This window comes from Enterococcus sp. DIV1420a, from assembly GCF_051712165.1.
Classification (GTDB): domain Bacteria; phylum Bacillota; class Bacilli; order Lactobacillales; family Enterococcaceae; genus Enterococcus; species Enterococcus faecalis.
On the sequence record NZ_JBIOOI010000001.1, the window covers coordinates 2115649 to 2131553 of the forward strand.

At 37.2% G+C, this 15905-nt stretch carries 17 protein-coding genes; 9 read left to right on the forward strand and 8 right to left on the reverse strand.

What is annotated here, in order from left to right:
* The first annotated feature begins 5 nt into the window (after positions 1-5).
* Positions 6-971 (forward strand): LacI family DNA-binding transcriptional regulator, encoded by a 966-nt coding sequence (locus IGI80_RS10585; RefSeq protein WP_128704710.1) that lies wholly within the window; start codon positions 6-8, stop codon positions 969-971.
* A 32-nt stretch (positions 972-1003) separates the two neighbouring features.
* Here IGI80_RS10585 and IGI80_RS10590 read toward each other — a convergent pair whose 3' ends face one another.
* Positions 1004-1534: a DUF5067 domain-containing protein gene (locus tag IGI80_RS10590; RefSeq protein ID WP_002384665.1), complete on the reverse strand. Its 531-nt coding sequence runs from the start codon at positions 1532-1534 to the stop codon at positions 1004-1006.
* 270 nt (positions 1535-1804) lie between these two features.
* On the reverse strand, positions 1805-2518 hold the full coding sequence (locus IGI80_RS10595) for a GntR family transcriptional regulator (protein WP_002366529.1): 714 nt from the start codon (positions 2516-2518) through the stop codon (positions 1805-1807).
* A gap of 242 nt (positions 2519-2760) precedes the next feature.
* Here IGI80_RS10595 and IGI80_RS10600 point away from each other — a divergent pair, with 242 nt between their 5' ends.
* From IGI80_RS10600 to IGI80_RS10610, 3 genes are all read left to right on the forward strand, one after another.
* On the forward strand, positions 2761-4194 hold the full coding sequence (locus IGI80_RS10600) for a glycoside hydrolase family 1 protein (RefSeq protein ID WP_104877137.1): 1434 nt from the start codon (positions 2761-2763) through the stop codon (positions 4192-4194).
* A gap of 24 nt (positions 4195-4218) precedes the next feature.
* Entirely contained in the window at positions 4219-5268 is a 1050-nt protein-coding gene (locus IGI80_RS10605; RefSeq protein WP_002394374.1) for an oxidoreductase, read from the forward strand.
* A 473-nt stretch (positions 5269-5741) separates the two neighbouring features.
* On the forward strand, positions 5742-6200 hold the full coding sequence (locus tag IGI80_RS10610) for a DUF441 domain-containing protein (RefSeq protein WP_002363780.1): 459 nt from the start codon (positions 5742-5744) through the stop codon (positions 6198-6200).
* 38 nt (positions 6201-6238) lie between these two features.
* On the opposite strand, the gene IGI80_RS10615 is transcribed toward IGI80_RS10610, so the two are convergent.
* The 3 genes from IGI80_RS10615 to efbA all read right to left on the reverse strand — a co-directional run bounded on the left by IGI80_RS10615 (position 6239) and on the right by efbA (position 8785).
* Positions 6239-6580: an iron-sulfur cluster biosynthesis family protein gene (locus IGI80_RS10615; protein ID WP_002391631.1), complete on the reverse strand. Its 342-nt coding sequence runs from the start codon at positions 6578-6580 to the stop codon at positions 6239-6241.
* 73 nt (positions 6581-6653) lie between these two features.
* Entirely contained in the window at positions 6654-6917 is a 264-nt protein-coding gene (locus IGI80_RS10620; RefSeq protein ID WP_002381957.1) for a hypothetical protein, read from the reverse strand.
* A 155-nt stretch (positions 6918-7072) separates the two neighbouring features.
* A complete protein-coding gene (efbA, locus tag IGI80_RS10625) occupies positions 7073-8785 on the reverse strand; it encodes a fibronectin-binding protein EfbA (RefSeq protein ID WP_002384661.1) in 1713 nt (570 codons plus the stop codon).
* Between the two features lie 219 nt (positions 8786-9004).
* Between efbA and IGI80_RS10630 the strand changes: the two genes are divergently transcribed.
* The 4 genes from IGI80_RS10630 (at position 9005) to IGI80_RS10645 (ending at position 13189) form a co-directional block, all read left to right on the forward strand.
* The gene (locus tag IGI80_RS10630; protein WP_002386659.1) at positions 9005-9664 is read left to right on the forward strand and encodes a hypothetical protein; all 660 of its coding nucleotides are present in this window, start codon (positions 9005-9007) and stop codon (positions 9662-9664) included.
* A gap of 859 nt (positions 9665-10523) precedes the next feature.
* A complete protein-coding gene (trpX, locus tag IGI80_RS10635; protein WP_104855901.1) occupies positions 10524-11513 on the forward strand; it encodes a tryptophan ABC transporter substrate-binding protein in 990 nt (329 codons plus the stop codon).
* Between the two features lie 24 nt (positions 11514-11537).
* Positions 11538-12425, forward strand: coding sequence for an ABC transporter permease (locus IGI80_RS10640; protein ID WP_002357879.1), 888 nt, complete (start codon positions 11538-11540; stop codon positions 12423-12425).
* Complete coding sequence (locus tag IGI80_RS10645; RefSeq protein ID WP_002357878.1) at positions 12422-13189, forward strand: ABC transporter ATP-binding protein; 768 nt, start codon at positions 12422-12424, stop codon at positions 13187-13189. The genes IGI80_RS10640 and IGI80_RS10645 overlap by 4 nt, the downstream gene beginning before the upstream one ends.
* Before the next feature lie 30 nt (positions 13190-13219).
* On the opposite strand, the gene IGI80_RS10650 is transcribed toward IGI80_RS10645, so the two are convergent.
* A complete protein-coding gene (locus tag IGI80_RS10650) occupies positions 13220-13681 on the reverse strand; it encodes a threonine/serine exporter family protein (protein ID WP_002357877.1) in 462 nt (153 codons plus the stop codon).
* Positions 13682-13692: 11 nt separating this feature from the next.
* Complete coding sequence (locus tag IGI80_RS10655; protein ID WP_002363785.1) at positions 13693-14469, reverse strand: threonine/serine exporter family protein; 777 nt, start codon at positions 14467-14469, stop codon at positions 13693-13695.
* Positions 14470-14700: 231 nt separating this feature from the next.
* On the opposite strand from IGI80_RS10655, the gene IGI80_RS10660 reads away from it, so the two are divergent.
* A complete protein-coding gene (locus tag IGI80_RS10660; RefSeq protein WP_002357875.1) occupies positions 14701-14907 on the forward strand; it encodes a hypothetical protein in 207 nt (68 codons plus the stop codon).
* 17 nt (positions 14908-14924) lie between these two features.
* On the opposite strand, the gene IGI80_RS10665 is transcribed toward IGI80_RS10660, so the two are convergent.
* On the reverse strand, positions 14925-15704 hold the full coding sequence (locus IGI80_RS10665) for a Cof-type HAD-IIB family hydrolase (protein WP_438723375.1): 780 nt from the start codon (positions 15702-15704) through the stop codon (positions 14925-14927).
* Positions 15705-15905 lie beyond the last annotated feature (201 nt).

Consider the following 15905-nt stretch of genomic DNA (forward strand, 5'->3'; position numbering starts at 1 on the left):
AGTCCATGGTAGGAATTAAAGATATTGCAAAAAAAGCAGGCGTATCAATCTCGACCGTTTCTTACGCATTGAATGGTAGTTCAAAGGTAACTGAAGAAACACGAACGCGCATCCAAGCAATTGCTGAAGAGCTAAACTATGTTCCTAACATGGCCGCTCGCACATTAAAACGTCGTCAAACCAATATTATTGGTGTCTATTTGGCCGATTATGGCGGTAGTTTTTATGGTGAATTGTTGGAGGGAATTAAGAAAGGCTTAGCACTGTTTGATTATGAGATGATTGTCTGCAGCGGTAAAAAGTCACATCTTTTCATTCCTGAAAAAATGGTGGATGGGGCAATTATTTTAGATTGGACATTTCCAACAAAAGAAATTGAAAAGTTTGCTGAACGAGGCCATTCGATCGTTGTCCTTGATCGAACCACTGAACATAGGAATATCCGGCAAGTTCTCTTGGATAATCGTGGCGGTACCACGCAGGCAATTGAGCAATTTGTCAATGTGGGTTCAAAAAAAGTTCTTCTGCTTTCTGGACCAGAAAAAGGTTATGATAGCCAAGAACGATTGGCTGTTAGTACACGAGAATTAACTCGTTTTGGGATACCTTATGAAATTATCCAAGGCGATTTTACCGAACCTTCTGGCTATGCGGCTGCTAAAAAAATTTTGAGTCAACCACAGACAGAACCAGTCGATGTTTTTGCTTTTAATGATGAAATGGCGATCGGTGTCTATAAATATGTTGCAGAAACAAATTACCAAATGGGGAAAGACATTCGGATTATTGGTTTTGATAATTCTGAACTAGGTGCGTTTGTGCAACCGCGATTAGCAACAATTGCCTATTCTAAACATCGATGGGGCATGGTGGCTGCAGAAAAAATTATTCATTTAATGCGGGGAGAAGCTGCTGAGAGCGAACACATTTACACACGTTTTATAGAAGGAGAATCTTTTCCGTCTGAATAATAAATAAAAAGTTTGGTCCAATGCTAGCTAAGCTAGCGGACCAAACTTTTTTCTGTAATGGTAATTTCTTCTGATGCAATGGGTTCATCCAGACTGAGAAGGCGATCTCTAAATTTAAAATGGACCGGCTTATTCTCATTAATAAATTCATACGGGTAAGCGCCTTGGATTGTTTCACCAGGATTGATTTCATCTGCTAAACGATCTAATTTGTCTTGGAAAGGTGAATCTGTTAAGACTGCATATTGTAAATTTTGGGCTTTTCCGTGGACAGTTTGACTAACTTCCATAAAACTTTGAATCATTAGCTGAATATTTTGTGTTTTTTCGGTTGTATTGGTTAATTCAAACAGGACATAAAACATTGGTTTGCCTTGATAATCTTTTCCTTTATGCAAGGCAGTTAAGGCTAAACGCCCATCTGGAACCAACAATGTTCGATTTTCATACGTCCCAATACTTGTCGCCAACACTTCATCAGGTGCGGGCGCACTTTGACTTGCTGGGCTGCCACTTACAGTTGAACAAGCACTTAATAAGGTACTTAGAACGAGTAAGCTCATTAAAATGTAGGGTTTCCTCATATAAAGTCCTCACTTTGGTTGATTGACTATGTAAAAAACAAATTGCTTGTATCTATATAAAAAAGAGTGCTACAAGCAATATTTTAATCGTAGTTCTAGTAAATAGCAATACTTTTATCAAAATTCATGTTTGGAAATATAATTTGAAAAATATTTTTAACTAGCAGAAAAACATTTCTAACAAAAAGTATTGGCTCAAAGTAAAGAGATCATTTTGTTAGAAATGAGAAATGGCAACATAAAAGTTTTCTATTTTTCTGCAATTAAGACAGTTTCAAAAGTGAATTCACTAGGAATATGATTCGCAATTGAGTATTCAAAAATATGTCCATTGCCTAGGTAAGCAATTTGTTCTGCACGCATCAGGAAATCATTATCGGTTAAGTTTAAATATTTTTTTTCCAACGCAGAAGGACGGATCCCAGAAATGCTGACCCGCGCACTTTGAATTTTTTGATGCAATTGTTCCGAAATATATTGATAAATGGAGACTTTCAATTCTTTCATTGTCAAGTTCGGAATTAAAGCAACGGGCATCCAAGTGTATTCAATAATTGAGGGCACATCTTCGATAATCCGTAAGCGAATAATTTTGTAGACTAACTCTTCTTCTGTAATACTTAATTTTTCAGTCACCCAAGGCTCAGGTACTTCTGTTGCAAAGCCTAAAACCACGGATTCAACTTTTCCATCGTAGGTTGAGTAAGTGCCGGTTAACGGAGAAAATTTAGTAATGGTTCGATTTTGAAAGTCTTGAACAAAGCTGCCCGAGCCACGTCGTCTGACAACATAACCTTCTTGCACAAGCAAATGTAAGGCTTTTGTAATGGTTAGTTCGCTGACCTGATATTTTTCTGCAAGAAGACGACCTTGGGGTAACTTTTGATTAATTGGATAAACACCTGCTTCAATATCCTGTTTTATAGCTGCATAAATTTCTTTATAACGTGTATTTGTCCGCATCAGAGTCCTCCTTTATCACCAGTATTTCTCTCATTATACCATGAATTTAACGTGTTAAAACTATATATTTATTTTTAACGTAACCACTTAATAATCAAGTACTTAAATAAAAGTAGTTGACTTATTCTTTTTAAAACTATATAGTTTTAAAAGTAAACAGAAGAACTTATTGATCTGATTGGTACTTTTTGTGAAAACCTTTTACAATAAAAGGGCAGCACAGAAAAGAGGGAGGTATGACAATGGAACATCACCAACTAAAAGCATTTCCGCAAGATTTTTTATGGGGCTCAGCTTCGGCAGCTTATCAAGTAGAAGGTGCTTGGAATGAAGACGGCAAAGGCGCATCTGTTTGGGATGAATTTGTTCGGCTACCAGGAAAAACGTTCAAAGAGACAACTGGCGATTTAGCCGTCGATCATTATCATCGTTTCAAAGAAGATGTGGCTTTAATGAAACAACAAGGTTTAAAAGCATATCGTTTCTCGATTGCATGGACACGAATTTTACCTGAAGGGCGTGGTCAAGTAAATCAAGCGGGACTGAAATTTTATTCAGATTTAATTGATGAGTTATTAGCGGCAGGAATTGAACCAATGGTAACTTTGTATCATTGGGATTTGCCAGCTGTTTTGCAAAAAGAATATGGTGGCTGGGAATCAAGAAAAATTATTGATGATTTTGTGGCCTATGCGAAAATTTTATTTGACGCTTTCCGTGGCAAAGTTCGCTATTGGATTAGTTTAAATGAACAAAATGTGTTTACTTCGTTAGGTTATCAATTAGCCGTGCATCCTCCCGGCGTAACAGACAATAAACGGATGTATGAGGCCAATCATATTGCTAATTTAGCCAATGCAGCAGTGATTAATGCGTTTCATGAATTAGAAATGCCTGGCAAAATTGGCCCTAGCTTTGCTTATACGCCTGTTTATGCCGTTGATGCGCATCCTGCCAATGTTTTGGCGGCAGAAAATGCAGAAGATTTGTTGTCGCATTTTTGGTTAGATGTCTATCTTTGGGGAGAATACCCAATTGCCGCATTAAATTACTTACAGGAGCAAGGTGTGGCCCCAACGATAAAAGAGGACGATTTAGCGTTACTACGTTCAGCCAAACCTGATTTTCTAGGTATTAATTATTATCGGACGGATACGGTTGTTGCTAATCCATTAGATGGCGTCGGAATAGGGAAGATGAATACAACGGGTGAAAAGGGTTCTGAAACGGAATCTGGGGTACCGGGTTTATTTAAAAAAGTAAATAATCCATATGTTGAACGAACGAACTGGGATTGGGCCATTGACCCGCAAGGTTTGAGAATTGCCTTACGACGATTAGCTAGTCGCTATCAAGTGCCTATTTTAATTACTGAAAATGGGTTAGGCGAATATGATACCTTAACAGAAGATAAACAAATTCACGATACGTATCGCATTGATTATTTGCGAAGCCATATCCAAGCGATTCAAGAGGCGATTACGGATGGCGTTTCAGTTATTGGTTATTGTACATGGAGTTACACCGATTTACTGTCGTGGCTTAACGGCTATCAAAAGCGTTATGGTTTTGTCTATGTGGATCAAGATGAAACACAAAAAGGTTCCTTAGAAAGAATCCCGAAGGACAGTTATTATTGGTATCAAAAAGTCATTGAAACAAATGGACTTATCTAATTATAAGAAAAGAGTGTGGAAAATATGACAGTAAAAATGGGGTTTATTGGATTTGGTAAAAGTGCCAACCGCTACCATTTACCTTACGTAATGATTCGAGAAACACTAGAAGTGAAAACGATTTTCGATTTACATGTTAATGAAAAAGCAGCAGCGCCCTTTAAAGAAAAAGGCGTAAATTTTACCACTGATCTTAATGAATTATTGACGGATCCAGAAATTGAATTGATCACAATCTGTACACCTGCGCATACACATTATGATTTAGCCAAACAAGCCATTTTAGCTGGTAAATCAGTGATTGTGGAAAAACCATTCTGTGATACGTTAGAACATGCAGAGGAATTATTTGCTTTAGGGCAAGAAAAAGGGGTAGTAGTGATGCCTTATCAAAATCGACGTTTCGACGGCGATTACCTAGCGATGAAGCAAGTAGTAGAGCAAGGCTTTTTAGGAGAAATCAATGAAGTGGAAACACATATTGATTATTATCGACCAGGAAGTATCACGGAACAAGGACCTAAAGAAAATGGTTCGTTTTACGGACTAGGCATTCATTTAATGGATCGCATGATTGCTCTTTTCGGGCGTCCAGATCAAGTCACTTATGATATTCGTAATAATGAAGTGAGCGAGGCAGTCGATAATTATTTTGACGTTGATTTACATTATGGTTCAAAATTAAAAGTAAAAGTTAAAACGAATCATTCTGTCGCTAGTCCGTATCCACGTTTTATTGTTCATGGCAGCAATGGCTCGTTCATCAAATATGGTGAAGATCAACAAGAAAATGATTTAAAAGCCGGAATCATGCCAGATGCACCAGGCTTTGGAGAAGATTCACCAATGTATTATGGAGAAGTGACCTACCGTAATGGCAATGGCGACTGGATTAAAAAACAAATTAAAACGCCTGTAGGTGATTACGGTCGTTATTATGATGCCGTTTATGAAACGTTGAAAAATGGTGCACCGCAACTAGTAACTAAAGAGCAAGCATTAACTAACATCGAAATTTTAGAAGCAGGTTTTCTTAACCCAAGTCCAAGTGTTTATCATTTGAAAGAAAACTAAAGCGTATTTAAATGACTTGAAAAGCGCCTGCCCTACAGTCCAGACAACTGTGGGGCAGGCGCTTTTATTTATAAAGAATTGTGAATTTTAATATAAGAAACGTATATTGTTAGTAAAAATAAAAAAAGGAAAGACATCTTAGTAGCACTACTTCCCCAAGAATTGCTACTAAAATGTCTTTTGTGATGCTCGCTCAATTGAAGAGCCTTAAATAGGATATCGAATATCCAGTATAAATGCAAGTAAACTACTTTATAGTTAATATTAGTATACTTCATAAAATAATTTTTCAAAGAGAAAAAGGCTTGTTATGAGAAAAAATTAATTTTTAACTCGTTTTTTCTAAGCAAGATTCGGGTGAAAAAGACAATAATTACTGAAGCTGAATGGTAATTAAAGAGGTTCTTTGCTAAAATAGGAAAGACAAGAAAGTTTGGTTAACGAAAGAACCAAATCAGAAAGGAGGACAACCAGTGGAAAGTTGGCTTTTTTTACTACTGATTGCCTTGATTGCGTTTGTTGCAAAAAATCAAAGTTTATTAATTGCGTCAGTTGTTGTGCTTGCTTTAAAAGCTTTACCAAATAGTGCGAAAATCATGTCGTGGTTGTCAGATAAAGGCATTAATTTAGGCGTCACAATTATTTCAATTACCATTTTAGTCCCGATTGCTACAGGACAAATTGGCTTAAAGGATTTAATCCAATCATTCAAAACACCGATGGGATGGCTGGGGATATTTTGTGGAATTCTGGTTGCTGTTTTATCCTCAAAAGGAGTAGGTTTAATTAATCAATCGCCTGAGATTACGGTGGCCTTAGTTTTTGGAACGATTCTTGGCGTCGTTTTTTTAAAAGGAATTGCAGCTGGTCCGATTATTGCATCGGGGATGATGTACGTAATCATTACTACCTTTCAAGCCTTTCAACACTAAAAAAGCAAACAAAACGCGTAAACGTTTTGTTTGCTTTTTTAGTGTTGATAAATGTCCACATTACTATCTAATATGCCACTTTCATTTTTTAAAGTAATGGTTCCCGCATTCGGATGAATCACTAGCTGTAAATGCCCTGTTAAAAACATTTGGTCATACGTCGAAGTATAGACGTGAAAAGAATCATTAGCAATTGTTTCGGTATAAGGCGCTTCCGCTTGATCAACAGGAACGATAATGAAACGATCGCCAATCATACAACAACCTTCTGCGGAAGAATAAGGATTAGAGCCGTCATTTGCTACCAACAAGAAGGTGTTCGTTTCAGTTAAGAAAGGGGCTAAACGTTGTTTTACTTCTTCAGAAATAGTCAGAGACATTTGCCTCACTCCTTTAAATAGTATGTAAAAGGAAGAGGGTAGCTTGTCGCTATGCCGCTCTTCAAAGGTTTTATTATTTGCTTGTTTCTTTACTGCTTTTTTTGAAAAGAGCAATAGAAAAGGCGACAACTAAGACAACTGTTGCAGCTAAAACAAATGGATTTTTTGTTGCTGATGTGAACCCTAGGACTGTTGAACCAATCGCACCTACGTAAGATAAAATAATCGCTGCTTTCTTTGGTGTTGAAAGTTCTGTAAAGCTATCGCGGAAGGCGACACCTAAACCTAAAGCGCCAATAAAGGCAAACATCCCAAAAATAATGTGTAAAAAGACCATGAATTTCACCTCCAACAGTCAGTATAGAGAGAAATGGCTAGTTTGTAAACTAATTGAGCTTACTTGTGTTATTTATCACTTGATAAATGTCTTTGCCAATGCAAAAAAACAACGTACGATCAATCGGCAGTACGTTGTTTTTTAGTTTAATATAATTAGGAAGCAGAAGCCTTATTTTGCTGGATTTTTTTGATCGATTCTTCTGTTGGCGTCACATATAACGTTCGTTGGTTTTCATAAATCACATAACCTGGTTTTGCTCCATTGGGTTTGTGCACATGTTTTACTTGGACATAGTCGACAGGCACTTGTGAAGAAAGTCGATATTTTGAAAAATAAGCTGCTAGAAGTGCGGCTTCAGTAAGGGTTTCTTCGCTAGGATGTGCGTCACGAATAATTACATGAGATCCAGGAATATCTTTGGCATGGAGCCAATAATCAGTTTTTTTAGCGGTTCGTAAAGTCAATTGATCATTTTGCAAATTGTTTTTTCCAACGAGAATAGGTGTGCTATCTGTGGCATAAAAAAGATCGGGTTGGCTTTTTTTCGGCTGTTTTTGTTTTTTATTTTTTTTACGTTTTAAATAGCCTTGCTCAATCAGTTCTTCACGAATCACTTCAATGTCCATTGGTGTCGCAATTTCAAGTTGTGCCACAACTGACTCTAAATAAGAAATTTCTTGTTGCGTTTGCTGAATTTGTGTCTTAACAACTCGGACAGCATTTTTCAATTTTTGGTATTTTTGAAAATATTTTTGTGCATTTTGATTAGGTGAAAGTGCAGGACTTAGCGAGATACGCAACGGTGCATTTTCTTCATAATAATTTGGTAATTCCACCTCGGTGGCTCCTTTTGGGACTTGTGCCATGAAGGTTGTTAATAGTTCTCCGTCGCGACGGTAATTTTCAGCGTTTTCTGTATCGGCTAAGGTTTGCTGTAATTTTTTAAGTTTCTTTTGATTTCTTTTTAGTTCATTTTCAATTTTGCGAATTAGTTCGCCGCCTTGTTGTTTGACACGGTCTTTCTCTGCTTTACCAGAATAAAAGGCATCTAGTAATTCACTGAGTGTCGGATACGTTGTTTGTTCACCAACTAATGATTGATAAGGAATGGGCGTAAAATATTCTTTTTTTTCAGTGACTGTTAATGTCGGTACAACAGCTTCAGTGACTGAGGACCAAAATTCCGTCCAGATGGCCATTTTTTCATTTGGTTGTGCAAGTAAACGGGCACTTAATTCGTCTGCTGTATCTTTGCCTAGACCTTGGAAATGTTGTTGTAAATAGCGTCCGTTTAATTCAGGAGCTGTAGAAAGAAGCGCAAAGACTTCTTCTTTTGAGGCCGTGAGCGGATTAAGTCCCATTGGTTTTGGCGGTTCAATATAAGTTGCTCCAGGAAGCAACGAACGATAACTATTTTGGCTCATTCCAATGTGTTTTATTGCATCTAAGATTTTTCCAGAAGATTGGTTAACTAAAACGATTGTACTGTGACGTCCCATTAATTCAACAATCAAAACAATATTTTGTAAGTCACCTAGTTCATCTCTTTTTGAAAAGGTGAAGTGAATCACGCGATCATTTTCTATTTGTTGAATCGTTTCTAAAATGGCACCGTCTAGAAATTTTCGTAACATCATCACAAAATTAGGAGGTGTTTCTGGATTGCTATAGGTAATTGTAGATAGTTGTATGCGCGCATAACTAGGATGTGCTGATAATAATAATTTATGGTTTTTACCTTTCGCACGAATGACTAAAACGACTTCGTTTTCATAAGGCTGATGGATTTTTGAAATCCGGCCACTTACGAGTGTTTCTGTCAACTCATGAACCATGCTATGAGTAAATACGCCATCAAATGACATAATAAATCCCTCGTTTCTTTCCGACTAATAGCTTTATTATAGCGGAGTTTTTGAATTTAAGAAAGAAGCTTGTTAAAAAGGAGTTGGGTTTTCCTTAGAAAGCTGGGGAAGTTTGCTGGTTTTTTTAGTAATTAAAGCGCAAGGGTAGGCAAGAAAGAAAATGATTAGTATAATAGATAAGAACTAAAAGCGAGGAGCGATTAGAAGTTGAATAATTTTATGGAAGAACTAAAAGAGGCACTTTATGAATTAAGACAAAGAAAACTGTTAATGATTACCGCTATTGTAGCATTAGTATTAATAATTGGCTCAATCATTTTTATTCCAACGATGCAAAAAAATATTCGAGCTGCTCAAGTTGAATCGTTAGTCGCAGGACCCATCAAATCAGAGAAAGTCAGTGTCTTAGATTACAAAACAGCAGACAAGAAAATCCAAGAAACAGGAGCCATGTCAGTCATGTTTGCTAAACCATCTGGCAAGCAATACGATCAAATGGTGAAGCTGTTTAATTCAGATAAAATGAATGAATTTCATCGTTCGCTGTATATCTATCCGTTAATTTATAATGCTGGCAAAGCACAAGAGCAATACAATGTTAGCGGCGATGAGATCACGCTTGTTTTCTTTGAAAACGGCAAAGAAAAGACACGGACGGTTGTCGAAAAATCTATGGATTTAAAAACACAATTAATACCAGAATTAAATCGATTACCAATGGCTGGCGTTTTGAAAGACCAGCAAAAAGCGGCGCAAGAAGCTGAAAAAGAAGCAGCAAAGACCGCTGAAACACAGACGACGACCAGCACGACTGGCGTTGCTCAATCTACTGAAACGACGACAGAAAGCACTGATACAGTACCAGAAACTGGTGAATAATAGCTAGCTATGTTAAACTTAGATTGTAGAAAGTTTTAAGGAATTAGAAAGAGGGGATTTTCGATGGCATTAGTAATTTCAATGACGATTTTAGTAAGTTTATGGCTGATTCAATCGCAAAAACAAGCAGTTAAAGTTCCCGTGAAAATTGAAAGAAACCGAAACAATTAAGTGGTAAATATGCTGAAATAAAGAAAAACGAGCCTCTCATAAGAGTGGCTCGTTTTTTAGAAGTAAAAGAAATGCAAGAAAATAAAAACTTTTTCTTGACGAACAAAATCAATATAGTGTAGACTACCTTTAACAACATAACTAGGAGGGAAAATACATGACACAATTATCTAACGTAAAAGAAATGCACCAATCATGGCAAAACTGGCGTAGATAGTTGTATGTATGATTCTTTCATAGATACAACTTTAGAAGACTTATTCTAAAAAGTGTATCTATGCTGGTTATATTCAAGAAGAAAAAACGACCACATAGAGGACCCATCTATGTGGTTTTTGTTTTGCATAAAAACAACGACCACTCCTAAACACTTAGGATAAGTCGTTGTTTTTTTGCTACGAATCACTACGATTGGCACGAAGTGACAGAGTAGATGATGAGTAGCACAAGGTGAACGAAGAGAACGTTGTCACAATCGTAGAAAAGTGCTCCTGCGATTCTCACCAAAGTTGCGATCCTCGTCGCAGTTAAATCCTGACATTTGTAAAAAAGTGTTCCTAGGATTTTGACTAAGCAGAGGATTACGAATCTCAGTTTCACTTTCAACGGAAGAAACGCCCTATAGATAATGGTTTTATTATTAAAAAGAAAAAGTTGCCAAACAAAAGGGCAGTTAGGAGAATGCAAAATGAAAAATAAACGTTTAACGTTTGTCGTGTCTTTATTAGCTATTTATTTAATTGGTGCTTTTTTTGTGAATCAAAAAGTGACGAATTCAAAGAAAGAAATAGTTACTGTAGGGGTTTTGCAGTTTGTCAGTCACCCCGCATTGGATGAAATTTATAAAGGTGTTGAGGAAGGGTTAAAGGAAAATGGTTATGACAAAGGCAAAAACTTAGAAATTATTTTTCAAAATGGTCAAGCCGACCAGAGTAAGTTAGCAATCATGAGTCAACAATTAGTACAAAAAAAGGCAGACGTTTTAATTGGCATCGCCACGCCAGCTGCGCAAGCGTTAGCCAACACTACCCAAGAAATCCCAATCATTTTAGGCGCCATTACGGACCCTGTTAGTGCAGGATTGGTGAAAGACAATCAAAAGCCAGGCGGTAACATCACGGGTGTTAGTGATCAATCACCTTTGTCAGCCCAGATGGATTTACTAAAAGAATTGATACCAGCTGCCAAAAAAATAGGTATTCTCTATGCTTCCTCAGAAGAAAACTCTCGATACCAAGTAGCTGAAGCGCAGAAAGCAGCTGAAGCCAAAGGATTGACAGTGAAAACATATGCTGTGCCATCAAGTAATGAAATTGCACAAACGGTTCAAGTGATGACTAAGGAAACAGATGTGATTTATATACCAACTGATAATACGATTGCTAATGCCATGCAAACGGTAGTCGGAGAAGCAAATCGAACCAAGACGCCGATTATTCCTTCAGTGGATACAATGGTAGAACAAGGCGGTTTAGCAACTGTTGGGATTAATCAACATGCATTGGGGGTACAAGCCGGCAAAATGGCAGCAGAGGTTCTGTCTGGAAAAAGTCAACCAGCAACTACACCCATTTATACCTTTAATACAGGCGACACAATTATCAATGAAAAACAAGCTCAAAAGTTAGGGATTACGATTCCCGCAGAGTTAGCAAAAAAATCGAAATTGATTAACTAATTATCAAAGAAAGTAGGAGAAGCGATGATTGTTTCAGCAATTGGACAAGGAATGTTATGGGCCTTGTTAGGACTAGGTATCTTTATGACTTATCGTATTTTAAATTTTCCAGATATGACCACAGAAGGTTCATTTCCGTTAGGAGGGGCGGTTTGTGTAACTGCCATTACAACAGGGGTTTCACCATTTGTAGCGACTCTTTTAGGGGTCGGAGCAGGAATGCTTGCCGGTTTAGTGACTGGTTTACTATTTACAAAAGGAAAAATTCCAATTATTTTAGCAGGAATTTTAGTGATGTCTGGTTTAAATTCCGTGATTTTATTTGTGATGAAGTCGCCAAATAAGTCTTTATTAAACCAACCGAAGATTCAAGATGTTTTTCAAAAAATGGCCTTACCCGATTATTATGATACTATTTTTTTAGGGATTAGTGTTTTGGCTGTGGTAATGATTTTACTGTTATTTTTCTTTAACACTAGTTTAGGACAAGCCTATATTGCGACAGGTGACAATGAAGAAATGGCTCGCTCGATTGGCATTCAAACGGATCGCATGAAAATTTTAGGATTGGTTTTATCGAATGGCTTGATTGGCTTATCTGGCGCTTTGATTGCCCAAAATGATGGATATGCGGATGTAAGTAAAGGAACCGGTGTCATTGTGATTGGCTTGGCTTCACTCATTATTGGTGAAGTACTGTTTGGAGAATTAACGTTTGGTGAACGGTTGATGGCGATTGTTGTAGGGAGTATTATTTATCAACTATTGATTTTATTAGTGATTAAATTAGGCTTTGATACGACGTATTTGAAAATCTTCTCAGCAGTGATTTTAGCAATCTGTTTAATGATCCCACAATTGAAAAAAGCATTACGACTACACGGCTTTTCTGATAAGGGGGAAACGAAATGAAACCAGTTGTTGAATTAAAAAATGCGACAAAAATCATTGATAATGGGATGAATGAAAAAAAAGTGATTTTGGATCATGTGAACTTAGCCATTTATCCTGGGGACTTCATTACTGTTTTAGGTGGAAATGGCGCAGGCAAGAGTACGCTATTCAATAGTTTAGCAGGAACTTTGACACTAACAGAAGGACAATTTTTAATTGAAGGAGTCAATCGCACCAATCTTTCTGAAGTCAAACGGGCCAAATCTCTAGCGCGTGTTTTTCAAGATCCTAAAATGGGGACAGCACCAAGAATGACTGTGGCAGAAAATTTATTGCTTGCCATGAAACGCGGACAAAAACGTCCCTTAACATTACGGAAGATAAATGAGCAACGCGCCTTGTTTACAAAAATCTGCCAAGAAGTTGGCAATGGCTTGGAAAATCATCTGGATACACCGACAGGTAACCTTTCTGGCGGTCAACGCCAAGCCTTAAGTTTATTAATGGCCACTATCACAAAACCAGAATTATTACTTTTAGATGAACATACTGCTGCCTTAGATCCCAAAACATCCAAGCAGTTGATGCACTTAACGGAACAACGGATTGAAGAAGGGAACTTAACTTGTTTGATGATTACCCATCGAATGGAAGATGCTTTACGATATGGCAATCGTTTAATTGTTTTACAAAAAGGTAAAATTGTTCAAGATTTAAACGCTGCTGAAAAAGCACAATTAACGCTACAAGATTTGTTGCTGTTCTTTGAAGAAGTAGAATAAAAAAACAAGCTCAGAAAATGAGCTTGTTTTTTATTTTTTGACCAATCGGAAGAGTCGCTTGGGGAAAAAACGTTTGACAATTCGTTCCAGTAGCGAGGTCACCATAAAGCCCGCTGCGATAGCTGCAGCAGTAAAGACAACTTTTAAAATCAACTGCAAACCGTCATCAATATTTCCTAACAAAATGCTCCGAACCGCTTGATAGGCAGGGCCTCCTGGCACTAAAGGAACCAAACTCGGAATATAAAAAATAATCATCGGCATTTTTTTGTAACGGGAAAAAAAGATACTAGCGATTCCTAACCCGACCGTTCCTAAAAAGTTTGCAAAGGTTTGACTAGCATCAAAAGTTTGCGTTAAGACATAATAAATCATCCAGCCTGTCATGCCAGTAATGCCACAAGCCACCAGTGCTTTACGAGGAATGTTCGTAATAATACCAAACGTCACAGTCGCTAAAAAACTAAAAAGAAGATGAAAAATTAGTTCCATTTGAACACTCCTTACATAAATAATTTAAAAATCAAGGCAATTCCCAGGCCAACAGACCCAGCAATAAAAATAGCTTCTGTCCCTCGCGCCGTCCCGCTGATGAGGTGGCCCGCTAAAATGTCGCGAAAAGAGTTCGTAATCGCCACACCTGGAACTAACGGCATTACCGCACCAATAATAATATTATCGATGTTGACCGCTAAGTGAAAATGCACAGCCAAATAGGCCAACAAACCAATGACAAAAGCCGCTGCGAATGAATCGAGGTAAGGAACTTGGAATAACTTTTGGGTAAAAAGATAACTGGCATACCCGATCACGCCAACAAAAAAAGTTGCAATAAAATCTTGCCAAGTGCCACCAAAAATGTACATTAACGTACAACTAACAATCCCGGCTGCTAACAAGCGTAACGAAATTGAAAAAGTGGGGGTATCTGTTTCTAATAGAGTTAAGCGCTGATAAAGCTCTGGCAAAGTAATCTCTTTTTGCGCAAATTCTCTTGATAATTGATTGACAAGGCTAACTTTTTCCAAATTAATCGAGCGCTGGGGGATGTTTTCTAATTGCGTATAATTACTGGAACGAAAACCCACGAAAATCCCTGTAGCCGTCGTGTAACAAACGCTCTCTGGCTCGCCAGCATTTGTAGCAATCCGAGTAATTGTATCTTCGGTTCTATATACTTCAGATCCGCTTTCCAGCATAATTTTTCCAGCTAAAATGCATGTATCAATAATTAATTGTTTTCTTTTTTCGCTATTAACCAAAGGAATGGCTCCTTTCATTTCGAGTTCACTTTTAGTGTATCATTTTTTTTAAGAACTGTACGCAATTTAAAACAGAGATAGAAAAAAAGTGTGATTTTTTACAAAAATGAAACGAATCTTAAGAATAAATGAAAACAAATAAGGAATTAGTAAAAATTATGGGTTAGTTGTAAGAATCTAGGATCTTTCCTTGCATTTTAGTAGGAAACATCCTATCCTAAACATAGAAAAACAAAGGGGTCAATAAAAATGGACAACCAATGGTTACTCTACGGAATTAGCAGTGTCGTATTAATTATTTTAATCAGAAGAACAATCCTATCAGGAAACATCGTATTAAGTTGTTTGTTGGGAGCGATTTTGCTGATTCAAGTAGTGGGAGTAGCTCTCTGTGCTCAGCAGAAAAAGAAAAATGAACATACAAAAGAACTACCTTCTTCTAAAGTACATCAATAGAAGAAGGTAGTTTTCTCTTATAGTAAATCAAATTTTTTCAAGCCATTAACAATGCCATTTTCAGTATTTTTAGTTGAAATAAAGGTGGCTTTTTCTTTTAGTTCTTCTCGCGCATTACCCATGGCAATTCCATAATCACAGGCCTCAAACAGCGCCAAATCATTGATGCCATCACCAAAGGCATAAGTGGGAATGCCGTTTAATCCCAAGGTGTTAAAAAGATTTTTGACACCAGAGCCTTTAGAGACCCCTTTACGAACAATATCTATTGAAAAAGGACCATTGCGATAAAAGGTCAATTCAGGAAACCGCTCATAGTAATATTCATCATCATCGCCATGTTGACTTAAGACCAACATCATGTTGACGGCATCATTCTCATAACCTGTGGGATCAATTTCTGGAACAGCTGAATGAATATAATCATAGGCTTGTTTCACTGTGCCAGTATGCCCTGTACAAAAAATACGGCGCTCATTGTAAAAAGCCAATTCATGACCACGCTGTTTGATATGTTCATGCAGTGAAACACATTCCTCTGTTGTAAATTCATCTGAATAAATCGTTTTTCCTTCATAATGAATAAATTGCCCGTTCATTACAATCGCAGAATCAATGCCACTGTCTTTCATAATTGGCTGAATCTCACACAAGGTCCGTCCTGTCGCAATTAAAGGTAAAATTTGATTGTCTTTCAAGGCCGCCACTGCTGCGGTAATCTCAGGAGTTATTTGCGATGTTCCATCTAACAAAGTTCCATCTAAATCAAAAAAAGTAATAGCTTTCATTTTATCCATACCCTAACATCCTCTCTACGCTTGTTATTTTAACAAACTTTTCTGAAAAGACAATGGGTTCCCTTCGTTTTCTTTAAAAGAGCAGGAAAAAAAGTGATTTTTGATGGTTCTGTAAAGGATTTTTGAAGAAATATAGAATCGGTTGGTACAAATTCAATTTTAGAGTATACTACAATAGAGCAGTTTTATGAAAAGTGAATA